The organism is Plesiomonas sp., assembly GCF_051652165.1.
In the GTDB taxonomy this organism is placed as follows: domain Bacteria; phylum Pseudomonadota; class Gammaproteobacteria; order Enterobacterales; family CAMTGL01; genus Plesiomonas.
Genome location: NZ_JBOFTR010000005.1, coordinates 1 through 23,901, shown reverse-complemented (window position 1 = coordinate 23,901; position 23,901 = coordinate 1). Strand labels below are relative to the sequence as shown.

The 23,901-nt window shown below is 45.6% G+C and carries 20 protein-coding genes and 1 other RNA gene; 16 read left to right on the top strand and 5 right to left on the bottom strand.

All coding sequences use genetic code 11. From position 1 onward, the window contains the following. The first annotated feature begins 7 nt into the window (after positions 1–7). From pstA to ric, 7 genes are all read left to right on the top strand, one after another. Positions 8–1,657 (top strand): phosphate ABC transporter permease PstA, encoded by a 1,650-nt coding sequence (pstA, locus tag ACRC53_RS05390; RefSeq protein ID WP_438642520.1) that lies wholly within the window; start codon positions 8–10, stop codon positions 1,655–1,657. Positions 1,658–1,693: 36 nt separating this feature from the next. After that, positions 1,694–2,512: a phosphate ABC transporter ATP-binding protein PstB gene (gene pstB, locus ACRC53_RS05385; protein WP_438622471.1), complete on the top strand. Its 819-nt coding sequence runs from the start codon at positions 1,694–1,696 to the stop codon at positions 2,510–2,512. A 15-nt stretch (positions 2,513–2,527) separates the two neighbouring features. After that, positions 2,528–3,235, top strand: a complete 708-nt coding sequence (gene phoU / locus ACRC53_RS05380; RefSeq protein ID WP_438642519.1) for a phosphate signaling complex protein PhoU — start codon at positions 2,528–2,530, stop codon at positions 3,233–3,235. Positions 3,236–3,501: 266 nt separating this feature from the next. Next, positions 3,502–4,257, top strand: a complete 756-nt coding sequence (locus tag ACRC53_RS05375) for an oxidative stress defense protein (protein ID WP_438642518.1) — start codon at positions 3,502–3,504, stop codon at positions 4,255–4,257. Between the two features lie 99 nt (positions 4,258–4,356). Further along, positions 4,357–5,013 carry a ribose-5-phosphate isomerase RpiA gene (gene rpiA, locus ACRC53_RS05370; protein WP_438642517.1) on the top strand — a complete coding sequence of 219 codons (657 nt, stop codon included), beginning with the start codon at positions 4,357–4,359 and terminating at the stop codon, positions 5,011–5,013. 237 nt (positions 5,014–5,250) lie between these two features. Continuing rightward, positions 5,251–6,480 (top strand): phosphoglycerate dehydrogenase, encoded by a 1,230-nt coding sequence (gene serA / locus ACRC53_RS05365; RefSeq protein ID WP_438642516.1) that lies wholly within the window; start codon positions 5,251–5,253, stop codon positions 6,478–6,480. 147 nt (positions 6,481–6,627) lie between these two features. Continuing rightward, positions 6,628–7,329: an iron-sulfur cluster repair di-iron protein gene (ric, locus tag ACRC53_RS05360; RefSeq protein ID WP_438642515.1), complete on the top strand. Its 702-nt coding sequence runs from the start codon at positions 6,628–6,630 to the stop codon at positions 7,327–7,329. Between the two features lie 174 nt (positions 7,330–7,503). Here the strand turns inward: ric and ACRC53_RS05355 are convergent, their stop codons facing one another. The 5 genes from ACRC53_RS05355 to zapA form a co-directional block, all read right to left on the bottom strand. Beyond that, complete coding sequence (locus ACRC53_RS05355; RefSeq protein ID WP_438642514.1) at positions 7,504–10,539, bottom strand: efflux RND transporter permease subunit; 3,036 nt, start codon at positions 10,537–10,539, stop codon at positions 7,504–7,506. A 9-nt stretch (positions 10,540–10,548) separates the two neighbouring features. Beyond that, positions 10,549–11,598, bottom strand: a complete 1,050-nt coding sequence (locus ACRC53_RS05350; protein ID WP_438642513.1) for an efflux RND transporter periplasmic adaptor subunit — start codon at positions 11,596–11,598, stop codon at positions 10,549–10,551. 111 nt (positions 11,599–11,709) lie between these two features. Further along, positions 11,710–12,333: a 5-formyltetrahydrofolate cyclo-ligase gene (locus ACRC53_RS05345; RefSeq protein WP_438642512.1), complete on the bottom strand. Its 624-nt coding sequence runs from the start codon at positions 12,331–12,333 to the stop codon at positions 11,710–11,712. A gap of 71 nt (positions 12,334–12,404) precedes the next feature. Continuing rightward, positions 12,405–12,588, bottom strand: a non-coding RNA gene (gene ssrS / locus ACRC53_RS05340) — 6S RNA. 158 nt (positions 12,589–12,746) lie between these two features. After that, positions 12,747–13,088 carry a cell division protein ZapA gene (gene zapA, locus ACRC53_RS05335; RefSeq protein WP_438642511.1) on the bottom strand — a complete coding sequence of 114 codons (342 nt, stop codon included), beginning with the start codon at positions 13,086–13,088 and terminating at the stop codon, positions 12,747–12,749. Between the two features lie 194 nt (positions 13,089–13,282). On the opposite strand from zapA, the gene ACRC53_RS05330 reads away from it, so the two are divergent. The 9 genes from ACRC53_RS05330 (at position 13,283) to csrA (ending at position 23,656) form a co-directional block, all read left to right on the top strand. Further along, the gene (locus ACRC53_RS05330; RefSeq protein WP_438642510.1) at positions 13,283–13,852 is read left to right on the top strand and encodes a YecA family protein; all 570 of its coding nucleotides are present in this window, start codon (positions 13,283–13,285) and stop codon (positions 13,850–13,852) included. Between the two features lie 156 nt (positions 13,853–14,008). Then, positions 14,009–15,337 carry a Xaa-Pro aminopeptidase gene (gene pepP / locus ACRC53_RS05325; RefSeq protein WP_438642509.1) on the top strand — a complete coding sequence of 443 codons (1,329 nt, stop codon included), beginning with the start codon at positions 14,009–14,011 and terminating at the stop codon, positions 15,335–15,337. Between the two features lie 3 nt (positions 15,338–15,340). Further along, entirely contained in the window at positions 15,341–16,531 is a 1,191-nt protein-coding gene (ubiH, locus tag ACRC53_RS05320) for a 2-octaprenyl-6-methoxyphenyl hydroxylase (RefSeq protein WP_438642508.1), read from the top strand. Between the two features lie 190 nt (positions 16,532–16,721). Beyond that, on the top strand, positions 16,722–17,966 hold the full coding sequence (locus ACRC53_RS05315) for an FAD-dependent 2-octaprenylphenol hydroxylase (RefSeq protein ID WP_438642507.1): 1,245 nt from the start codon (positions 16,722–16,724) through the stop codon (positions 17,964–17,966). A 122-nt stretch (positions 17,967–18,088) separates the two neighbouring features. Next, positions 18,089–18,622: a nicotinamide-nucleotide amidase gene (gene pncC, locus ACRC53_RS05310; RefSeq protein ID WP_438642506.1), complete on the top strand. Its 534-nt coding sequence runs from the start codon at positions 18,089–18,091 to the stop codon at positions 18,620–18,622. Between the two features lie 76 nt (positions 18,623–18,698). Continuing rightward, complete coding sequence (recA, locus tag ACRC53_RS05305) at positions 18,699–19,754, top strand: recombinase RecA (RefSeq protein WP_438642505.1); 1,056 nt, start codon at positions 18,699–18,701, stop codon at positions 19,752–19,754. After that, entirely contained in the window at positions 19,754–20,386 is a 633-nt protein-coding gene (locus tag ACRC53_RS05300; protein WP_438642504.1) for a regulatory protein RecX, read from the top strand. Before recA ends, ACRC53_RS05300 begins: the two co-directional genes overlap by 1 nt. A gap of 184 nt (positions 20,387–20,570) precedes the next feature. Beyond that, positions 20,571–23,198, top strand: a complete 2,628-nt coding sequence (gene alaS, locus ACRC53_RS05295; protein ID WP_438642503.1) for an alanine--tRNA ligase — start codon at positions 20,571–20,573, stop codon at positions 23,196–23,198. 269 nt (positions 23,199–23,467) lie between these two features. Then, entirely contained in the window at positions 23,468–23,656 is a 189-nt protein-coding gene (gene csrA / locus ACRC53_RS05290; protein WP_438642502.1) for a carbon storage regulator CsrA, read from the top strand. Positions 23,657–23,901 lie beyond the last annotated feature (245 nt).

The window sequence follows — 23,901 nt, the reverse complement described above, 5'->3', positions numbered from 1 at the left end:
AAGAGTGATGAATAAGTGGTTTAAATCAGGAACGCCTTGGATCTGGATGACGGCGGGAGCCGTCTCCTTAAGCCTGATTGCAGTGATTGGGCTGTTGGTGCTGATTGGTGCGCGCGGTTTAGTCTATTTCTGGCCGCACACTGTGTATCAGTTTGAGACAAAAACGCCGCAGGGTATTGAGCAGGTTATCGGTGAAATACACGGCAAAGAGTTGGTGCCGCGTGAACGCTTGCTGGCCAATAACGTTGACCTGTATGGCAGTGAAGAAACTGATATTCCACGTTACCTGATTAAAACCGGTAATCGTGAATACGTAAATCTTGATTTTCGGACACTGCTCGATACTGAAATTACTAAACGTACCGTACCTGAAGGGGTCATGGTAATTGAGCGTACCAAAAATGGCAATTTTTACGGCTTTCTGACTGGCATGACAGAAAATGGTCAACCGTTGATCACTTCTGATCTGAAAAACGACATGCAACGCAGCTTAAATCGGGTACTTGAGCTTAACGACCAAATTGAGCGGCTGCAAAAAGTTGAAATTGGTGCCATTAACTACGGGCTTGAAAAGCTCCGAATGAAAGAGCGCCGTTTACAACTAAGTGGTTCAGTAAACGAAAAAGAAGAAGCACAAATTGCCGCCGATCGAGAAGGTTTTAACCGCCAGTATGCAGTACTTGAAAAACAATTGATGAGCCTGCGCGATCAAACCGATCGTGATGCACTGCTTGTACGTGATATGCGTGGAGAGATTGTCAGTATTGCAATGTCAAATGTGGTGGATGCTTATTACCCAAATGACATGCACGGTATTGCAAAAGTGGGACACTGGTTTCATCAAGTTTGGAAATTCCTGACAGAAGATCCGCGTGAGGCTAATACCGAAGGTGGTGTATTTCCTGCGATTTTTGGCACAGTATTCATGGTACTGCTGATGTCAATTTTAGTGACACCGCTTGGGGTTATAGCAGCTATTTATCTGCATGAATATGCAAGTAAAAATGCGATTACTAAAATGATCCGGATTGCGGTGATTAACCTTGCGGGTGTTCCTTCTATTGTCTATGGCGTATTTGGGCTCGGTTTTTTTGTCTACATGATTGGTGGCAATATCGATAAGTTGTTTTATCCAGAAGCCTTACCAAATCCGACTTTTGGTACACCCGGAGTGTTGTGGTCAGCCATTACACTGGCTATTTTGACACTACCTGTAGTTATTGTATCCACAGAAGAGGGGCTTTCGCGCATCCCAAGTGCAGTGCGCCAAGGGTCACTGGCGTTGGGTGCAACAAAAGCAGAAACCTTGTGGCGAATTGTTATTCCTATGGCCAGCCCTGCGATCATGACTGGGCTGATTTTGGCGGTTGCACGCGCTGCGGGTGAAACTGCCCCGTTAATGCTAGTCGGCGTGGTGAAGTTGGCACCGACCTTACCTGTCGATCTTAACTTCCCGTATGTGCATGTTGATCGTAAATTTATGCACTTAGGCTTCCATATTTACGATGTTGGTTTCCAAAGCCCGAACGTTGAAGCAGCTCGCCCTCTGGTGTTTGCAACCTCGTTCCTGTTGGTGACAGTGATAGTGGGGTTAAACCTAACCGCAATTGGCATCCGTAACCATTTACGTGAAAAATACCGTTCAATGGATATTTAATTAGCCGGTGATAGGCAGTATTGACAGGAAATAGCAATGATTACGATTAATGCTGATGCAGCAGACGCTCAGACGTTGGATTTGGAAAACCTGACAGCCGAACAGACCGCGCTGGAGGTAAAAAATTTAGATCTGTTTTACGGAACAAAGCAGGCATTGTTTAACGTCAACATGAAGATCCCAAAAGGGCAAGTCACCGCCTTTATCGGCCCATCAGGGTGTGGTAAATCAACGTTACTACGCAGTATCAACCGGATGAATGATCTGGTTGATAGCTGCCGAGTGGATGGTGAGATCTTATTACATGGCCAGAATATCTATGATAATTCAGTGGATGTTGCTGCACTACGCCGCCGCGTAGGAATGGTCTTTCAGCGGCCTAACCCGTTTCCAAAATCGATTTATGAAAATGTTGTGTATGGGCTACGTCTGCAAGGCGTAAAAGATCGCCGTACCTTAGATGATGCGGTCGAGCGATCACTGCGTGGTGCAGCTATTTGGGATGAAGTGAAAGACCGATTACATGAAAATGCATTTGGTCTTTCAGGCGGGCAGCAGCAACGTTTAGTGATCGCACGTGCTATTGCTATTGAGCCAGAAGTGCTTTTACTTGATGAACCCACTTCAGCACTTGACCCTATTTCAACATTAACCATTGAAGAACTGATCAACGAGCTGAAGAACAAGTACACTGTGGTGATTGTAACCCACAACATGCAACAGGCAGCTCGCGTATCCGATCAGACGGCGTTTATGTATATGGGCGAGTTAATTGAGTATTCCGATACCAATACCCTGTTTACAACCCCGAAGAAAAAGAAAACCGAAGACTACATTACTGGTCGTTATGGTTAATGGATGGGCGCTGATATGGATAATATGCAATTAAATAAACACATTTCTGGCCAGTTTAATACCGAACTGGAAAGTATCCGTACTCAGGTGATGAGTATGGGGGGCTTAGTTGAACAACAGTTAACTGATGCAATTCGAGCCATGCACGATCGTGATGAGAATCTCGCGCGACGGGTCATTAAAGATGATGCCAAAGTCAACATGCTAGAAGTCTCTATTGATGAGGCGTGTGTGAGAATTATTGCCAAACGCCAACCCACAGCCAGTGATCTGCGTTTGGTGATGGCAATTATCAAAACCATTGCAGAGTTAGAGCGCATTGGTGATGTTGCCGAGCGGATAGCAAAAACAGCATTAGAGAACTTTACGAGCCAGCATCAGCCCTTGCTGGTGAGTTTAGAATCGCTCGGTAGTCATACTGTTCAAATGTTACATGATGTGCTAGATGCGTTTGCCCGTATGGATGTGGATGCAGCCATTCGAGTCTACCGTGAAGATCGTAAAGTCGATAAAGAGTATGAAGGGATTATTCGTCAACTGATGACCTATATGATGGAAGATCCGCGCTCAATTCCGAATGTACTCACTGCTATGTGGTGTGCAAGGGCTATCGAGCGGATAGGTGATCGTTGCCAGAATATCTGTGAATACATCTTCTACTTTGTTAAAGGTAAAGATGTGCGGCACTTAAACGGTGATGATATTGAGCAGATGTTACAGTAGTGATTATCCAATACACACAGATCCACGCTGCAAAAATACTGACAATATAAAATAGGCACAAAACTAAAGCAGAAATTCAAAAAGCCCCGTAAGGGGTTTTTTTGACTCAGTATTTAACAGTATTTTAAGAAGATTCGCATCTTATCATTACCAAATATGTCTAACCGTTAACTGGCTATTGAAAGCGATAGGGTAACTTACCATACTGAATAGATATAAAGGCTGCGCTGATGCAGGCTTACGTATACTAAGACTGAGGAGTTGTCATGAACTTAAAAGTGTTAACGATTGCGATAATGTTGGCAGTAGCCCCTGGTGTTTCTATGGCATCTACCATGCAACCTACTACACAAACAGCAGACGTAGCCACAGCATTAGCGCCTGCTCCTACTTTAGCGACAACCGGAAACGGTAGTGTTGATGCTGTATCTAATATGGCAACGCTCTCTATTGAAGTGAATCAAAGTGCCAAAACGGCAGCCGATGCAAAAACACAGGTTGATACCCGTGTCAGTGATTACATGGCTTTTTTAGAAAAAAATGGGGTAGCAGTAAAAGACATTAATGCGGCAAACTTGATTACACAGCCAGAATATCAGTATGTGCAAGATAAAGCCCCGACCCTAATAGGGTATCGTGCCATTCGCCATGTTGATGTGAAGGTGATGGATCTGAGTAAACTCAATGATCTGCTAAATGGTGCACTGAAGGCTGGGCTAAACGATATTCAAGGTATTCAGATGGGCGTGTCTGATCCACAAAGTTATCAGCTAAAAGCCCGCGAAGCCGCCATTAAAGATGCGATCAGTAAAGCAAACTCCATTGCACATGGGTTTGGTGTGAAAATAGGTCAGGTTGAAAAGATTCGTTATGATACCACAGCCCAACAGCAGCCAATGCCTCCTATGTTACGCATGGCGGCATATACCGATGCTGCCAGTGCTAAAGTAAACCAAACCTATCAACAACCAACTCTGCATTTTACTGATCACGTTGATGTGGTGTTTAGCTTAAGCAAATAAGCTATTTTGTACGATGAGTGCTTACGGATTGAACAGATACAGCCTAAGTGCTCTATTAGCGATGTACTGGCCAAATATATATTCTCGGAGGATAGCGAGATGACACAAGATGAGCTAAAGAGAGCCGTAGGCTGGGCAGCACTAGAATACGTACAACCCGGTAGCATAATCGGTGTTGGTACAGGTTCAACTGTTAATCACTTTATTGACGCACTCGGTACAATTAAAGAGCAGATTAAAGGCGCTGTTTCAAGTTCTGAAGCCTCAACAGCCAAACTACGATCATTAGGGATTGATGTTTTTGATGCCAATGAGGTTGATTGCCTTGCAATTTATGTTGATGGTGCAGATGAGATCAACACTAATTTACAGATGATTAAAGGTGGTGGTGCGGCGTTAACACGTGAAAAAGTCGTTGCAGCAATTGCCCAAAAATTTGTATGTATTGTTGATGCTAGTAAACAAGTGGAGGTGTTAGGTCATTTTCCACTGCCTGTTGAAGTGATCCCAATGGCCCGCTCTTATGTTGCCAGAGAGCTGGTAAAACTTGGCGGTGATCCGGTGTATCGTCAAGGTGTGAAAACAGATAATGGCAATATTATTCTTGATGTACATAATATGTCGATTTTTGAACCTAAAAAGCTTGAAGAGCAAATTAATAACATTGTCGGTGTGGTAACCGTGGGGTTATTTGCTCAACGGCCGGCAGATATTGTGCTAGTAGGTTCAGCTGATGGCGTGAAAACGATCAGTTAAACGCGTTATTGCCACCACATCGCACATAAAAGAGCGCCATGGCGCTCTTTTCTATTTGAGGAGAATCCTCATCTCATTTTTGTTATTGCGCTGATGTATTGAGAGTGTTTATTTTTTCTTTTCTAGCAGCAAATTGTTCCTTTCCTACGTTACTTAATTTCTGTTATTTTGACTAAAGGATGACCACGTATAACGTGGAAATGGAGTCTGCTTCAGGGTTGATGTAAGGATTGAAACATGGCTAAGGTTTCGCTAGAAAAGGATAAAATCAAGTTCTTGCTGTTAGAGGGAGTACACCCTAGAGCAGTTGATTTATTACGTTCAGCAGGTTATAGCAATATTGAGTATCACAAAGGTGCATTAAGTGATGCTGAATTGAAAATCGCGATTTGTGATGCTCATTTTGTTGGATTGCGCTCACGTACTCATCTAACAGAAGAGATTTTTTCTGCTGCAGAAAAATTGGTTGCAGTAGGCTGTTTTTGTATTGGTACAAACCAAGTCGATCTTCGTGTTGCTCAGCGTCGAGGTATTCCAGTTTTTAATGCCCCCTTCTCAAATACCCGCTCAGTTGCTGAAATGGTGTTAGGGCAAATTTTGTTGCTGCTGCGCCGTATTCCTGAAGCTAATGCGCGTGCGCATCGGGGGATATGGAATAAGAGTGCTGATGGCTCATATGAAGCTCGCGGTAAAAAGCTCGGTATTATTGGTTATGGCCATATCGGTACCCAATTAGGCATTTTAGCTGAATCTGTTGGCTTAAAAGTCTATTTTTACGATATTGAAAATAAATTACCGTTAGGGAATGCAGAGCAAGTTGCTAACCTTACTGATTTATTGAGCATGAGCGATGTGGTCAGTTTACATGTACCCGAAACCCGTTCAACGAAAGATATGATAGGTCCAACCGAATTAGCTCAAATGAAACGGGGTGCTATTTTAATTAATGCTTCACGTGGCACAGTCGTTGATATTTCGGGGTTGTGTGATGCGTTAAAAAGTGAGCACCTTTCTGGCGCAGCTATTGATGTGTACCCAACAGAACCTGCAACAAACAAAGATCCGTTTGTTTCACCTTTGTGTGAGTTTGATAACGTGATTTTGACTCCTCATATTGGAGGTTCAACCCAAGAAGCACAAGAGAATATTGGTATTGAAGTTGCTGGAAAGTTTATTAAGTACTCTGACAACGGTTCAACGTTATCGGCCGTTAACTTTCCTGAGGCCTCTTTACCTGGGCATGAAGGCGCTCGCCGTTTACTGCATATTCATGAAAATCGCCCAGGGGTGCTGACACAACTAAACCACATTTTTGCTGAAGAAGGCATCAATATTGCCGCTCAATATTTACAGACTACTCCAGAAATTGGCTATGTGGTTATTGATGTGGAAACGGAATTTGCTGAACGTGCACTGTTGCGGATGAAAGCGATTAGCGGAACGATTCGCGCCCGCATTTTGTATTGAGTCACCTTTGCTCAATTTAATTTGGCGTTTACGGGTTGTAGCGTAAACGCCATTTTTTTGTCTTTTTTGCATCTTGCACAAACAATAAGATGCATTTAATATGCACTTTATTGGGTGATATTCTTATGCTTGTTGATGGAGAGAAGTATGAATGTAGTTGATTGTCGTGTGGGTGAGTTAGTTAGCCAAGATTTCCGTAGTGCACATGTATTTAGCCGTTTTGGTATTGATTTTTGTTGTGGCGGTGGCCGCACGTTAGCCAGTGCATGTGAACGTGCAAAGGCAAATTTAGCTGATGTTGTCAGGGCACTGACTGAGTTGGAACAAGCAGGGCAGGCTGATACTGCATTAGCAGAGATCACACCTTCTGAGTTAATCGATTATTTAGTCAGTACTCACCATGCTTATATTCGTCGTACTGCCCCATTGTTGCTTGAATATAGTCAAAAAATGGTGCGAGCTCATGGTGAGAAATATGCCGAAATTCTACCTTTTGCTGGCTTTATTCGAGCATTGATGGATGATTTGTTGCCACATTTGATGAAAGAGGAGCAGATTTTATTTCCCGCGATGTTAAATCTCATTTCTGGGGTACAAGAGCAAACGTGTTTTGGCCATATCAGTAACCCTATTCGGGTTATGGAACACGAGCACCAAGATGCGGGCGACATTATGGCTAACCTGCGTGAAATGACTAACGGTTTTACACCACCAGAGTATGCATGCACAACATGGCGAGTGTGTTTAGCAACACTGGCTGAGTTTGAAGCTGATTTGCATCAGCATATTCATCTCGAAAATAATCTGTTATTTCCGCGAATGTTGATCTTAGCAGGAGAGGCGAAGTAGCACAGATATGAATGATGATTAACGATAAATCTAATTTACCTTGTATTGATAATGGCTTTTCTAACATAAAGAAAAGCGCATCGTGTCTATCACAATGCGCTTTTTAGTGTGCAATGTAGCTATTTTATTATGAAGCTGCCTTGCACACTAATGTTGTGTAAGACTCTGTTTGCATTATGCTATTTCATCTTTACGGATACGAAACATCACGGTGTAGAGTACCGGAACAATGATCAATGTGAGCAAAGTAGCAAAACTTAATCCAAACATAATGGTGATGGCCATTGATTTAAAGAATGGATCGAGCAAAAGCGGCGCAACACCCAATATAGTGGTGATAGAACCCATTGCAACAGGGCGAACACGCGATCGAGACGATTCGAGTACTGCCAATAAGCGTGGTTTCCCCTCACGGATTTCAAGGTCAATTTGATCCACCAACACGATTGCGTTTTTAATCAGCATCCCTGTTAAACTTAAGAATGCTAATATAGCCATAAATTCAAACGGTGTTTGGGTGATCACTAAGCCAAAACTGACACCGATAACGGCCAATGGCACAATTAACCAGATAATCAATGGTTGGCGAACAGCATTGAACAGTGCAACCACCGTAAAGATCATTGCTGCAAACGCCAATGGCAGTATTTGCATAATACCGGCGTTCGCCTCTGATGAATCACCAAACTCGCCACCCCAGCTTAAGCTGTAGCCAGGTGGTAATGGAATCGCTTCTACTGCTATTTTAACACGCTGAAAGACGACACCCGTGAGTTCTGTTGCCGGATCACCTTGTACTTTTATGCTTGGAAAGCGATCCACTCGACGAACAATCGCGTTTTCCCAGACAGGTTCAAGGCGGACAATAAATTGGCTTAAGGCAAGCGTTTCATGGCTACCTTCAGGTTGTAGCCGTACATTATATAAGGCTTCAATTTTTTCACGTTCACTGGCCGGTGGTCGGGCAATAACCGGCAGTAGATCGTCACCGTGTTGGTATTGACCAATTTGATTACCGTTAAAATACTGGCTTACTGCACGATCAAGATCATTAGCATTAAAACCACTCTGTCGAGCTTTAGCTTCATCCCAAATGGGTTGTACGACTTTGACCGGTTGCCGCCAGTCATCTTTAATCGCTGTCATACCGCCATCATTGATATAAATTTGGCGAGCTTGTTCGGCTAACTGGCGTAGTATTTTGGTATCCGGGCCACTGAATTTGGCTTCAATTTTTGAACCGCCTCCTGGACCGAGTTGGAATTTCCACACTTTTGGCATGGCATCAGGATAGTTTTGTTCAATATGATCGCGGATTTTTGGCATGAGCGAGTCAATCACTTTCCAGTCATCTACATCGACCAGCAGTTGGGCATAGCTACTGTTTGGCTCTTCTGCCCCATAAACCAACATAAAGCGTAATCCGCCAGAACCAACCAGCGTTGTCGTACTTTTAACTTCTGGCAAACTACGAACAAAGGCATCAATTTCGCGCACTTCCTGATTAGTTTGTTCAATACGCGTGCCTTGTGGCAACCAGTAATCGACTACAAATTGTGCACGAGTTGACGCAGGAAAAAAGCCCGGTGGAACAAATTTCATACCGATAACAGCCAGCACTAACATCACAACACAAGCTATTAACGTGGGCCAGCGTAATCGAATACAGGCTGCTAGTACTGATTGGTAGCCACGTAAAAACGAGCCAACTGCTGCTTCTTGATTAGTTTTGACTGCACGAAACAGTTGAACGCAAAATAGTGGGGTTAAGGTAACAGCAAGTAACCAACTGAGTAACATTGAGTACATGATGACCCAGAATAAGCTACCTGCATATTCACCGGTGTTGTCAGGTGATAAACCGATGGCACTAAAAGCCATAATACCGACGACGGTACCACCGAGCAGCGGCCAGATTGTCTGTTTGACAATGGCCAGTGCTGCGTCTTTCGGATCTTCGCCTTTTTGGGTACGAATTAAAATACCCTCAGTTACTACAATGGCATTATCAACAAGCATACCTAGGGCGATAATGAGCGCACCGAGCGAGATACGCTGCATATCAATACCATCAATCTGCATGATGATAAGCGTTGCTGCAACAGTCAGTAATAGCACAAAACCAATCAGTAGCCCGGAACGCATCCCCATAAAAATCAGTAGAGTGACAACAACAATGACTACTGCTGCAATGAGGTTATCAACAAAGTCGTTAATTGAGGCATCAACCGTTTCACCTTGATGTGAGATAACCTGCAACGACATTCCAACAGGTATCCGCGACTGTAAATCCGCCAGCCGTGCGCTGACATTACGGCCCATTTCAACAACATTGCCACCAGAAATATTGCTGATACCCAGACCAATAGCAGGTTGACCATCAAAATAGAGTTGGGTACTGCTTGGCTCTTGGTAGCCAAGAGAGATGTGACCAATATCGCCAAGACGGAAAGTTTGGCCTTTATTATCACTGATCAATAGTTCATTGAGTGTGTTAATGTCAGTGATGTTATTCATTGGGCCAAGAGCTAGACGTTCATTGGCTACATCGAGTGTCGCAGTTGGGGCAAGTGTAATTGCATTTTGTAACTGCTGGTGGATTTGATGTGCTTGTAAACCCAGATTAGCCAGCTTGCTCGTTGGAATTTCCAAATAGACTTGTTGGTTCTGTTCACCCCAGAGTGCCACTTTTGCTACACCAGAGACTAACGCAAGCTCTTTACGCAACATATCTGCGGTGAGTTTTAACTCAGCAAATGAGTATCCTTCGCCAGTGAGCGCATAAAACAGCCCATAGACATCACCAAAATCATCATTAATGATGATTGGACCTGCGCCTGCAGGGAGTTCACGTTCAACCGCTTGCATTTTACGACGCAGTTTATCCCACACCTGTTGTAGGCTTTGTTTATCAAACTCAACACGTGCTTCAAATTGGATACTGGATAACCCTCGGTATGAATTTGAGCGAATTTCATCAACTTCGGGCAACTGTTGCAACGCAGCTTCTATTTTATCCGTAACCCGTTCTGCTACTTGTTCTGCACTGGCTCCGGGATAAGGGGTGCTGATAGCAGTCACTCGAATAGTAAATTCAGGGTCTTCAAAGCGACCAAGCTTTTGGAAGCTGCTGTAACCGGCCAATAAAATAAAGATCACGAGCAGCCAACTGACTGTTCTTTTTTCAAGGAAAAATCGAACCAGATTCATCATAACCTCTTATTGCAGCGGGTGTACTGGCATACCATCACGCACAGCATGAATGCCAGCGACAATGACCTGATCGTTTGGCTGTAAACCTGTACGAACCACCACATACTCACCTTGTAATGCACCAAGCTCGATATTCACGCGCTGTGCCTGTTTAAGCGAGGCGTTATAACGCCAAACATAATGTTGTTGAGAGTGGCTCTCTTGCAGTACGGCAACGGCAGGAATGTAGAGCGAGTCTGACTCAGTCAATGCTGTTGCGTGTGTAGACACAGAGACTGTCATTCCCGGCAATAGGGGCAAATCAAGGGGGGCCGGCATCGTTAATACCGCTTCATAAGTGCCGGTAACAGCATTGGGTTCGGTTGAAATGGTTTTAAATTTCAGTGCAAATTCACGGTCAGGTATACCAGAAACCGTGGCGTACAAGGTGTTCATTTGGCGCTCAGAACTGAGCAGTTGCTTTTCGGTGATTTGTAGGCGGATCTCAAAAGATTGTAGGTCTTGCATGATCACAACCGCTTGTTTGGCATTGATATTTTCGTGATTATTCACCAGCACTTTACTGACCACGCCATCAAACGGCGCGAGTAACCGTGTATCACTAAGGGCTTTACGGGCTTGCTCTAATGTGGCTTTTGTTACGGTAGCTTGTGCACGCAGTTTTTCTAACTCAGCTTGAGATATTGCTTTTTTATTCTCAAACAGCGTTTTACCACGCTGGTAATCGGCATTAGCGCGGTGGTGTTCAGCCTCAGCACTGCGTAGTTTACTGTTAAAATCGGTATCGTTAAGTTGAGCAAGTAACTGATTTTTCTTGACTCTTTTTCCTTCTATTGCGGGTAGTTGAGTTAAACGGCCTGAAACATCAAAGGCTAATTCTGCACGTTGATTAGCTTCTAAGCGGCCAGGAACAACCATATTTAGCAACGGCGTATTTTCAAGTGCATACAGCTTTACAGGGCGGGATACCGGTGTATCAGACACCGTAGGCGCGTGATCGCAGCCTTGCAGTAATAACAACAGAGCAAAACTCGATAGAACTCGGATAAGTTTCATGCAACAACCTTACGGTGCAGATTTAGCGTTTAGTGATTAAACGCGATTGTTGCAGTAATTGTGTAACGGGGTTTTGCTATTTGTGTCATTGCGTGAAATTTGCGGGTGAACTCACCAGAACCACTGATGTTGTGGCGTGAGTATGGCGGGCAACGGAATATCCCACGCCTCTTGCGGAACCGCATTTACCCGCTGACAATCATGTGCCAGCCCGATAATCTGCGGTACTTTTGGGGGGGATACTGCCATTTTGGTTGGCATGAACGCAGCCAGAGTACGATCATAAAACCCGCCCCCCATACCTAAGCGATGGCCATGATCATCAAATGCGACTAACGGTGTACAGATCAAATCCAGTGCCGATGCTGGTATAAGATCTCGCACATCAAGCCGTGGTTCGGCAATGTTGTAACGGTTTAGTGTCATTCGGGTATCTGGCCTATAGGCCAAAAAAAGCAAATTCCCAGCAGAAAATGGGTGCAATACCGGCAGATAAACCTGTTTATTACACTGCCATAAGGCATGAATCAACGGAAGCGTGTTTAACTCCCCGTCTACGGCAAGATAGAGAGCAATCTGCTGTGCATCCCGAAAAAAAGGGTGTTTGAGTGCGTTTAAAGCCAGTGTTTTGGCAGCAAAGTGTTGTTGAGCGGGGCTTAGTTGTTGGCGTTTTGCTCGAACGTGCTGGCGTAAATGCATACGTTGCTGATGTGAAAATAAAGAGGACGTGTTCACTGAGTTTTTCCATTACATTGGCTAAAAACAGACAACACACAAAGCTAGATAATAAGAGGAGAAGCGAAGTGGATGCCCCCAAGATGCCGCTACGGGTAGTAGCCCTTGAACCCGGGGTTCAAGGTGAGCCTACCGTTACAACTTTTAGGCTTCTCAGTAAACTGAGCATGCTCACCGGTTGTAGAGTCGACAGGCTCTGTAAAGATTGAATATCGGCTCAGGGGACGAACCCGCTGACGAACATCTCAGGGACAAATTTGTTATGCTCTTTTAATTATGCATCAGTTATACAGCGATACCTACTTTTGTAGCATCTCTTTTATCGTATTTCCCTAGCATAAAATATACGCACTACACGCATAGTTCAGAACTTAATGCTGTTATACCAGTTTATAACTGATTTAAAAAGCACATTATTCAAATCTTGCATTCTCTCCATGCCGCGTATGCGTTAACTGTCCCTGTTCAACTAACGCTTGCTCGATTGTACTTTGCAATAAACGGATCCGCTGTTCCATACTGGCCGCATACTCTTGCGTTTTACGGCGCTCCTGAGCAAGTTCATTAACCATATTGAGGGCAACAATCAGTGCAAGTTGCTCTGTATTAGTTACTTTAGTGCGTTGTTTTAGCTCTTGCAACCGCTTATTAAGATCATCTGCGGAACGCGCAAGCGCCTGTTTTTGCTCTTCTGGGCAGTTAACTCGGATTAATCGTCCGAGAATTTGAATATCAACCGGTTCTGCTGTGCTCATGCCAAGCTCCTGCCTGGTTTCTTACGTGATAACCTGTTTCCGATATATGCGCTATTACACACTGATGTTTCACATACACAGTTTAAATGTATATTCATACGAAAGGTGCATGCACATTCTGGTCGCAGGCGTGGGCTGGTGATAGCATACCAACATCAATTCCTGCTTTATACCGTAAAATGGAATCTTAATACATGAATACAACGGCAATTTCAGATTACCCAACATTATGTGCAACCTTAATGAGTCAAGGTATTGCTATTAGCGCAGCGGAATTACACGGATTGCTGAGTGGGTTTTTGTGTGGTGGGATCAAAGATGACCGTTGGAAAATCAGTTTGTATGACTTGACCAACGAAGGGCAAGCTTATCCAAGCATGCTATTGCAGCAAGTTCAAGCTATGCAGCTGAACATCAAACAAACTCTAAATGATGATGAGTTTGGCTTTGATCTGTTTTTGCCAAGTGATGATGAATCTATCTTTGATAGAGTAGACGCACTGGCTGAATGGGTAAGCCAATTTCTGGTCGGTTTGGGTATTGCCCAGCCTGATTTAAAGAAAACACCCGATGAAGTGGGCGAAGTGATTGATGATCTGGTTAATATCTCACAACTGGGGTATGACGAAGAGGAAGATCAAGAAGAGCTGGCACAATCACTCGAAGAGGTGGCTGAATACGTTCGCATGGCAGCGATGCTCTGTTTCAATGCGTTTGCCGAGCAGCCATTAGCCGGTGAAAACAGCAAACCAACACTGCATTGATCATAATATACAGCGCATGCCGCCAGATTGTGGGGGCATGCGCACAGATGCGCGATAGCACGTACGGTTAAATCACTATCAGTAAGCAGCCTATAAATCATAAACAGCCGGCGGCAGAAACCACCCTGTTACCGCACGGCTCAGAAGGATAATCAGATGGATATTCAGCAGGTAGTCAGCCGCCGCCAAGCACTTTTGGCGCAAATGGTCGAGAACAGTGCCGCCATTTTTTTTGCCGCACCAGAGCGTACCCGCAGCCGCGACAGTGATTATCCTTTCCGCCAAAACAGTGATTTTTGGTACTTCACTACCTTCAATGAGCCGGAAGCTGCGCTGATTTTGATTAAGCGTGATCAAAAAACACAGACAATACTGTTTAATCGCGTTAACGATAAGCTGGCAGAGATCTGGCATGGCCGCCGTTTAGGGCAGCAACCGGCACTGGAAACGCTGGCCGTTGATGAAGCCTTCAGCTATGACACGCTTGAACAGACATTACCGACTTTGCTCACCGGCCTGTCGGCGCTGTACCATGCTGAAGGTGAATATACCTATGCTGATCTTGCGGTCAGCCGTACATTGGCTGCCCTGCGTAATGGATTTCGTCAGGGGTTACAGCCGATTAATACCCAGTATGACTGGCGGCCACTGGTGCATGAAATGCGTCTGTTTAAATCAGAGGCTGAAATTGCACTGATGCGAACGGCGGCTGAGATATCAGCCCGTGGGCATTGCCGGGCGATGCAGTGTGCGCGTCCGGGGTTGTTTGAATATCATCTAGAAGCTGAAATTCACCACGAATTTAACCGTAGCGGCGCGCGCTTTCCTGCCTACGGGACGATTGTTGGCCGTGGCGATAATGGCTGTATTTTACATTACACCGAAAATGAGAGTGAGCTACGCGAAGGTGATCTGGTGTTGATTGATGCCGGTGCTGAGTACGAAGGCTATGCCGGTGATATTACCCGTACGTTTCCTGTCAGCGGTACATTCTCACCGGAACAGCGCGCCCTGTACGACATCGTACTGCGCGCCGAGTTAGCGGCCATTGAGCACCTGATCCCCGGAAATTCAATTAAATCAGCTAATGATATCGTAATAAACATCATGGTCGAAGGTTTGGTCAAGCTCGGTATTCTGCACGGCGACATTGCGACACTGATTACCGAAAAAGCCTATCAGCCATTTTATATGCACGGTTTAAGCCACTGGCTTGGGCTGGATGTGCACGATGTGGGAGATTACCAGAGCCCTGCACGTGATCGCATTTTACAAGCGGGCATGGTCATTACTGTTGAGCCAGGTTTATATATCGCACCCGATGCAAATGTACCGGCTCAATATCGCGGAATCGGGATCCGCATTGAAGATGACTTGCTTATTACTACACAAGGCAATGATGTATTGACCGCAGGCGTACCCAAACAGATTGATGATATTGAAGCACTGATGGCCAGCGCCGAACATCGTCAACAGGGGGCATAAGTGATGCCTGCTTCAGTTATTATTGTGGGTGGAGCCATGGCGGGCGCAACACTGGCGATCGCTTTGGATACCCTGTGCCAAGGGCAGGTACACATTGATATCATTGAAGCGCAAGCACCGGAGACCATGTCAGGCTCCGGTTTTGATGCGCGTAGCATTGCACTGGCGCACGGTACCTGTCGGCAACTCGCGGCTATCGGGTTGTGGCCAGCACTGCAGGCACAGGCTGAACCCATCACCCAGATCCACGTTTCTGATCGTGGGCATGCAGGAATGGTCGAGCTCCATGCCAATGAGTATGGGCTAGATGCACTCGGACACGTAGTTGGTTTAACCGGTGTAGGCGAAGTATTACTGAAGCAGTTGCATCAGCGTCCCGCAATTCACTGGCACTGCCCAGACAGCGTTGAACATATTCAACGCACAACCGAACAGGTCACCGTAACCTTGCGCAGTGGCCGCATACTTACCGCTCAACTGCTGGTGGCTGCTGATGGAACGCACTCAACGGTATTACAAGCGTGTCAGGCTAAAACTCAACACCAGCCGTATGATCAGGTGGCCATTATCGCTAATGTACAGACCACCTTGCCGCATCAAGGGCGCGCATTTGAGCGTTTTACCCCTCATGGCCCACTGGCGCTGCTTCCTGTTAACCTTGCCGCAGGGCACGGACATACCTGTTCACTGGTGTGGTGTCACCCTTTGGCGGCACAATCATCAGTGTTGGCATTGTGTGAGCGAGAGTTTCGTGATGAGCTGCAACAGGCTTTTGGCTGGCGGTTAGGCTGTTTTACTCATGTTGGCCCACGCAGTGCTTATCCGCTGATCCTGCGTTATCCTGTGCAACATATTCACCATCGGGTTGCTATTGTCGGGAATGCGGCACAAATGCTGCACCCCATCGCTGGGCAGGGCTTTAATCTGGGGCTACGCGATGTGATGACATTGGCGCATACACTTGCTGACGCGCTAGAAAACGGCAAAACCGATCTCGGCAGATATCCAGTTCTCAGTACGTATCAGCAACAGCGCCGCCAAGATCAGCACAACACTATTGCCGTGACTGACGGTCTGCTGCACCTGTTTGCCAATAGCCATCTTCCATTGGTTGCAGGGCGTAATCTGGGGTTAATGGCTATGCAGCACTGCACGCCATGGCGTGAATCATTAGCCCGAAAAATGCTCGGGTAGTCAGCATTTGCCGCTATGCGATTTATCATCCTTTAATAATAAGTGCTCTTTTATACCCAACAACGGTATTTTCCACTGAGCATATTTTTACTGAATATACAGCGTAACGGCATATAACAACAAAACGTTGGGGGGGATGCAGAGCTATTCAGTGCATCTTTTCCCATTGATAAAATAAGAGGTTACTGCAGTGCAAGCGTTTGATATTGTCATTATTGGCGGCGGAATGGTTGGGTTAACTCTGGCCGCCGCACTGCAAGACAGCCCATTGCGGATTGCCGTACTTGAAAGTCAGCAACCCGATACCACGCTGACCGATGAGCCTGATGTACGCGTTTCAGCCCTGAATCTGGCCAGCCAAAATATCCTCACTCATCTTGATGTCTGGCCGCGGATTGAACCACACCGCACCGCGTCTTATCAGCGAATGGAAGTCTGGGAGCAAGATAGCTTTGGCCGAATAGATTTCACCGCTGATGAAATTGCCGTTCCTGCATTAGGCCACATTATCGAAAACCGAGTCATACAGCTTGCGTTGTGGGAAAAAGTCAGCACTCAGAGCAATGTCACTCTGATTGTACCCGCCACATTACAACAGGCGGTATTTGGCGATAGCGAAGCATTTCTCACTCTGGATAACGGACAAATGCTGACCACTCGCTTGCTGGTGGGCGCTGATGGCGCGCACTCATGGCTGCGTCAGCAAGCCGATATTCCACTGACATTTTGGGATTACGGCCACAGCGCACTGGTGGCTAACGTTCGAGTTGAGCAGCCGCATCAGCAATGCGCCCGTCAGATTTTCCGCCCACAAGGGCCGCTGGCTTTTTTGCCGCTGAATGCACCGGATCTTTGCTCTATCGTCTGGTCATTACCTCCGGCAGAGGCCGAGCGATTGCAAGCGATACCAGAGCACGACTTTAATGCCACACTTACCGCAGCCTTTGATGCCCGTTTAGGACGTTGTCAGGTAATATCAGCACGTAAAACCATTCCACTGACGGCTCGATATGCTCGTAGCTTTGCGGCACATCGTGTCGCATTAGTAGGAGATGCTGCACATACTATTCATCCGTTAGCCGGGCAAGGCGTTAACCTTGGTCTACAAGATGCCGCAGCACTTGCACAAGAGCTGCTCCGTTTACAGCAACAGGGTAAAGATATTGGCCGTCATCACCATTTGCGTCGGTATGAACGTTGGCGTAAAAGTGAAGCTGCACTGATGTTAGCCTGTATGCAAGGGTTTAAAACGCTGTTTGAGGGGGTAAATCCAGCTAAAAAACTTGTGCGTGATATAGGATTATTATTCGCTAACCATCTACCTGGTATCAAACCGCGTTTAATTCGTCATGCCTGTGGTTTAAGTGGTGAACTGCCTAAACTGGCAAAACCCGCTACACTTGCTAAAACATCCATTATAGGCACTGCTGAATAACCGTATATTTATCGGCACTCTTGTACATTGCTAGCCGTTATATATTGCAGTTGCAGTAACGTAACATACTGTAAATAATCAGATTGTAGGCCATAATGTCACTCTGATAAGGATTGTACCCCATGTCGTCATCCGATACTTGGCAGCCAAATACTACAGTACTGCATGCACAATACTCCGCTACTAACATCAGCCATGCTGTTGGGGCGCGCCTGCGTGAACTGGGCTGGCATATTGCTACTGCAGAGTCTTGTACTGGCGGCGGGATCATCAGCGCATTGACGGACATTGCCGGCAGTTCCGATTATGTTGATCGCGGTTTTATCACCTATACCAATCAGTCAAAACATCAGATGCTTGGTGTCTCATGGCTCACACTTGATACCTACGGTGCTGTCAGTGAACCCACTGTCTGCGAAATGGTGCACGGTGCATTACAGATGTCAGAGGCGGATGTTGCTATTGCAGTCAGTGGCATTGCTGGGCCTGCAGGCGGCACACCCGAAAAGCCAGTTGGCACAATCTGGTTTGCTTTTGCCAGCCGCTCAGGGCGCACACTTGCTTGTCAGCAATGCTTCTTAGGGGATAGAGCATTGATTCGTATGCAAGCGGTGCATTTTGCACTTCAAACTTTGCAAAATGAATTTCTCTTTTAAACAGAGCTTGATACTGTATGACTATACAGTATACTGATGCCCAACAAAACGAGTGACTGATGCGTGGGGATAGATAATGGACGAAAATAAACAAAAAGCACTGGCAGCAGCGTTAGGGCAAATCGAAAAGCAATTTGGTAAAGGCTCAATCATGCGTTTGGGTGATACCAAAACACTTGATATTGAATCTGTCTCTACCGGTTCATTAGGCCTTGACATTGCACTGGGCATCGGTGGTTTACCGATGGGCCGAATTGTTGAAATTTTTGGTCCTGAATCCTCAGGTAAAACAACGTTAACCTTATCTGTTATCGCACAAGCACAGCGCGCAGGCAAAACTTGTGCATTTATTGATGCTGAACATGCGCTCGACCCATTGTATGCGGCAAAACTGGGTGTACAAGTTGATGATCTGCTGATCTCTCAGCCTGACACCGGTGAACAAGCATTAGAAATTTGTGATGCGCTGGTTCGCTCTGGTGCTGTAGATGTCATCATTGTTGACTCAGTTGCTGCCCTGACACCAAAAGCTGAAATTGAAGGCGAAATGGGCGACTCACACGTTGGCTTGCAAGCGCGTTTAATGTCACAAGCACTGCGTAAGCTGACAGGTAATATTAAAAGTGCCAACTGTTTGGTCATTTTCATCAACCAGATCCGTATGAAAATTGGTGTTATGTTCGGTAATCCTGAAACTACCACCGGTGGTAACGCACTGAAGTTTTACGCCTCTGTGCGCCTTGATATCCGCCGTATTGGTGCGGTAAAAGAGGGCGAAGATGTTGTTGGTAACGAAACCCGCGTTAAAGTTGTCAAAAACAAAGTATCCCCGCCATTCCGTCAGGCCGAGTTCCAAATTATCTATGGTGGCGGGATCTCAAAAGAAGGCGAGCTAATTGATCTGGGCGTTAAGCATAAACTGATTGAAAAATCAGGTGCATGGTACAGCTATCAAGGCGACAAAATCGGTCAGGGTAAAGCAAACTCCATGAAGTATCTGCAAGAGCACACAGAAATAGCTCAAGAGATCGATGTAAAACTGCGTGAATTGTTGCTCACGAGTACCGAAGGTGCGGTGAGTGAAACTGAAAAATCCGATGATGCTGATGACAGCCTGAACGACGAATTTTAATGAATACCGCGTTACTTAACAGCGCGCTGCGATTTTTAGCGCAGCGCGAACATAGCCAGACCGAACTGCGCCGCAAATTAGCGGCGCTGTTTATTTCAGAACCTGCTACTGATGATGACGCATCCGTAGAGACCCTGTTCTCCGAATCGGCTGATCACTTCCGTGAACAAAAGGCGGCTTATAAGCCTGCATATACCGCACCTCGTTTTACGGCAAAGGCTAAATCTGCCCGTTGCCAACCGGCCAAAGCCACACTGCATTTCACAACACAAAGTGCACTGCCTACAACACAAGTCGCTTTTGATCTGGCGCTCGATGAGGTTCTTGAACACTGCGAACAACAGCACTGGGTTGATGACTACCGTTTTGCCAAGTTGTTTATTCGTAGCCGTAGCCATAAAGGGCATGGCCCGCGCCGTATCGAGCAAGAGCTGCGTCAGCGCGGAGTCAGCGGTGAGATTATTCAAGATGCGCTGGCAGAAACGGACATTGACTGGGCTGAATTAGCCAAACAGATCGCCTATCGGCGCTTTGGTGAACCGCTGCCGATAACCCGTGAACAACGCAGTAAAATCATTCGCTTTATGTTGTACCGCGGCTTTTATCAAGAAGATATCCATTTGTTATGGTAATTCACTGCCGTAAAGTACAGTAAAGCATATTTTATCGTGGGAAAGTGCTACCAGAATGTACGTCATGTGTGAGAAAATTTAATTATCCACACTTTAATACGGGTACTTCTTGCACGACAACATCATCTCTTGTCGTACAGAATAGATACCTCAAGTGATTTACTCTGACTCAGGATTTAGCTGCATGAGCAAAAGCACTGCCGAGATCCGTAAAGCCTATCTCGACTTCTTCCAGAGCAAAGGGCACCACGTTGTGTCTAGTAGCTCACTCGTGCCGGGTAATGACCCGACACTGATGTTTACTAATGCCGGTATGAACCAGTTTAAGGATGTTTTCCTTGGCCTTGATAAACGCTCATATACCCGCGCAACCACATCACAACGCTGTGTACGTGCTGGTGGTAAGCATAATGACCTTGAAAATGTAGGTTATACTGCACGTCACCACACCTTCTTTGAGATGTTGGGTAACTTCAGTTTTGGTGATTACTTCAAGCATGATGCTATTCGTTATGCATGGGAGTTTCTAACCTCAGCCCAGTGGTTAGCATTACCGAAAGAGAAATTGTGGGTCACTGTATATGCCTCTGATGATGAAGCGTACGATATCTGGGCAAAAGAAGTAGGTATACCAGCAGAGCGTATTATCCGTATCGGTGACAATAAAGGTGCACCTTACGCCTCTGACAACTTCTGGCAAATGGGTGATACCGGTCCGTGTGGCCCATGTACCGAAATATTCTATGATCACGGTGATCACATCTGGGGTGGCCCACCGGGAAGCCCAGAAGAAGATGGTGACCGTTATATCGAAATCTGGAATAACGTGTTCATGCAGTTTAACCGTCAGGCTGATGGCACACTGCTGCCACTGCCAAAACCGTCGGTTGATACAGGGATGGGCCTTGAGCGGATCACCGCGGTGATGCAGCATGTCAACTCTAACTACGAGATTGACGTATTCCAAACGCTTATTGCAAAAGCGGCTGAAATTACAGGTGCAACAGATTTAAACAGCAAATCATTGCGTGTCATTGCTGACCATATTCGCTCGTGTGCATTCCTCGTGTCTGACGGCGTAATGCCATCAAACGAAGGCCGTGGTTACGTGCTGCGCCGAATTATCCGTCGTGCTGTACGTCATGGCCATATTCTAGGTGCAAAAGAGACCTTCTTCTATAAGCTGGTTGGAACGCTGATTACCGTGATGGGTGATGCAGCAAATGAACTACAACAACAACAGACATTAGTTGAAAAAGTATTGCGCTTAGAAGAAGAGCAATTTGCTCGAACACTAGAGCGCGGCTTGATGCTGCTTGATGATGCATTAGCTAACCTGACAGATAATGTTCTTGATGGTGAAACCGCATTTAAACTGTACGATACCTATGGATTCCCACTCGATTTAACCGCAGATGTATGCCGCGAGCGCAATTTGACCGTTGATGAAGCCGGTTTTGATGTCGCGATGGAAGCACAGCGTCAGCGTGCACAAGCTGCCAGTAATTTTGGTGCTGATTACAACGCCATGATCCGTGTTGATAGCCAGACTCAATTCCACGGTTATACGGCCACCACACATCAAGGGAAGGTTGTTGCTCTGTTCCGTGAAGGTCAGGCTGTTGAACACGTTTTTGCTGGTGAAGATGCTATTATTGTGCTTGATCACACCGCATTCTATGCAGAATCTGGCGGTCAAGTGGGTGATAGTGGCCATTTACAATCAGCAAATGCCACATTCAACGTGATTGATACCCAAAAATATGGCAATGCTTTTGGGCATATCGGTAAAGTAGTGTTAGGGAGTGTAAGTATTGGTGATACTTTAGACACCCTCGTTGATGCCGATCGCCGTGAAAATATCAGCTTAAACCACTCAGCAACTCACCTGTTGCACGCTGCATTGCGTCAAGTATTAGGCGAGCACGTTTCTCAAAAGGGTTCACTTGTTACCGCAGATAGTCTGCGTTTTGACTTCTCGCATTTTGAAGCTATGAAAGCTGAAGAGTTGCGTGCAGTAGAGCGGCTAGTGAATATGCAAATTCGCCAGAATCACCTGATTAACACTGAAATTGTTGATCTAGAAGAAGCGAAAACTAAAGGTGCAATGGCACTATTTGGTGAGAAATATGAAGAGAAAGTGCGTGTCTTGAGTATGGGCAGTTTCTCTACTGAATTGTGTGGTGGCGTGCATACAACGCGTACAGGGGATATAGGCTTATTCCGCATCACCTCTGAAAGTGGTATTGCGGCGGGCATTCGTCGCCTCGAAGCGGTAACAGGGCAAAGAGCCATTGATTTTACAGAGCGTCAACAAGATCAGCTTGATGATGCAGCCCAATTAGTTAAATCAGATATTTTTAGTGTTGCAGATAAATTGCGTGCACTGCTTGATCGCAGCAAGCTATTAGAAAAAGAATTGCAACAATTGAAAGATAAAGCAGCAGCACAAGAGAGCGCCAATTTAGTGCATAATGCTATCGACATCAAAGGAACAAAATTGCTGGTCAGTTTACTCCAAGGTGGTGATGCAAAAGCCTTGCGTACAATGGTTGACGATCTGAAAAATCAGCTCGGTTCAGGCATTGTTGTACTGGGTTTAGTGCAAGATGATAAAGTCAGCTTAATTGCAGGTGTCACTAAAGATCTGGTTGGAAAAGTGAAGGCCGGAGAATTAGTGAATATGCTTGCTCAACAAGTTGGCGGTAAAGGTGGTGGTCGCCCTGATATGGCACAAGCCGGTGGTTCAGATGTACAGGCACTCCCTTGTGCACTTGACTCTGTTCCTACATGGGTTGCAGAACGTCTATAATCACCGCATCTTGTAAAAATAAACGTACTGATGGCTATTTTAGTCAGTACGTTTTAATTTTGTGCAGTACGTCGCTTGCTAATACCAAGACTAATGCCACAATAAATTGCAGTGAATTGCATAGATTAGGGCAGAGTTAAGCAGCAAGGACCAAGTTTTATTAATTAAGTAAGCAAGAACTTTCGTAGATACACTTACGTTTTTGTGACTTATATTGGATAATGTCAGTATAATGCTGACACAGAAGCTATTAGTTCAAGGAGCAAAGAATGCTAATTCTGACTCGTCGAGTTGGTGAAACCCTGATGATTGGTGATGAAGTCACTGTCACCGTTTTAGGTGTTAAAGGGAACCAAGTTCGCATCGGTGTAAATGCACCAAAAGAAGTCTCGGTACACCGCGAAGAGATTTATCAGCGGATCCAAGCTGAAAAATCACAGCAACCAACATCTTATTAATACCGAGTGATCGGCGTTTAATTATTCGATTATTTTATTATAATCATCGCTATTTATGGCTCTCGTGCGTCTTGCATCCTATTGGTAGGACGCCAATTTCGTTTATTCTTTTCATCTTTCATCTTTCATCTTTCATCTTTCATCTTTCATCTTTCATCTTTCATCTTTCATCTTTCATCTTTCATCTTTCATCTTTCATCTTTCATCTTTCATCTTTCATCTTTCATCTTTCATCTTTCATCTTT

Bases quoted from the DNA above. Each gene is read 5' to 3' on its own strand.
- zapA (WP_438642511.1), bottom strand. From the start codon at position 13,088: ATGAGCACAGCAGAACCGGTTGATATTCAAATTCTCGGACGATTAATC.
- ubiH (WP_438642508.1), top strand. From the start codon at position 15,341: ATGCCTGCTTCAGTTATTATTGTGGGTGGAGCCATGGCGGGCGCAACA.
- ACRC53_RS05375 (WP_438642518.1), top strand. From the start codon at position 3,502: ATGAACTTAAAAGTGTTAACGATTGCGATAATGTTGGCAGTAGCCCCT.
- csrA (WP_438642502.1), top strand. From the start codon at position 23,468: ATGCTAATTCTGACTCGTCGAGTTGGTGAAACCCTGATGATTGGTGAT.
- pstA (WP_438642520.1), top strand. From the start codon at position 8: ATGAATAAGTGGTTTAAATCAGGAACGCCTTGGATCTGGATGACGGCG.
- ric (WP_438642515.1), top strand. From the start codon at position 6,628: ATGAATGTAGTTGATTGTCGTGTGGGTGAGTTAGTTAGCCAAGATTTC.
- pepP (WP_438642509.1), top strand. From the start codon at position 14,009: ATGGATATTCAGCAGGTAGTCAGCCGCCGCCAAGCACTTTTGGCGCAA.
- alaS (WP_438642503.1), top strand. From the start codon at position 20,571: ATGAGCAAAAGCACTGCCGAGATCCGTAAAGCCTATCTCGACTTCTTC.
- ACRC53_RS05330 (WP_438642510.1), top strand. From the start codon at position 13,283: ATGAATACAACGGCAATTTCAGATTACCCAACATTATGTGCAACCTTA.
- serA (WP_438642516.1), top strand. From the start codon at position 5,251: ATGGCTAAGGTTTCGCTAGAAAAGGATAAAATCAAGTTCTTGCTGTTA.
- ACRC53_RS05350 (WP_438642513.1), bottom strand. From the start codon at position 11,598: ATGAAACTTATCCGAGTTCTATCGAGTTTTGCTCTGTTGTTATTACTG.
- pstB (WP_438622471.1), top strand. From the start codon at position 1,694: ATGATTACGATTAATGCTGATGCAGCAGACGCTCAGACGTTGGATTTG.
- rpiA (WP_438642517.1), top strand. From the start codon at position 4,357: ATGACACAAGATGAGCTAAAGAGAGCCGTAGGCTGGGCAGCACTAGAA.
- phoU (WP_438642519.1), top strand. From the start codon at position 2,528: ATGGATAATATGCAATTAAATAAACACATTTCTGGCCAGTTTAATACC.
- ACRC53_RS05355 (WP_438642514.1), bottom strand. From the start codon at position 10,539: ATGAATCTGGTTCGATTTTTCCTTGAAAAAAGAACAGTCAGTTGGCTG.
- ACRC53_RS05300 (WP_438642504.1), top strand. From the start codon at position 19,754: ATGAATACCGCGTTACTTAACAGCGCGCTGCGATTTTTAGCGCAGCGC.
- pncC (WP_438642506.1), top strand. From the start codon at position 18,089: ATGTCGTCATCCGATACTTGGCAGCCAAATACTACAGTACTGCATGCA.
- recA (WP_438642505.1), top strand. From the start codon at position 18,699: ATGGACGAAAATAAACAAAAAGCACTGGCAGCAGCGTTAGGGCAAATC.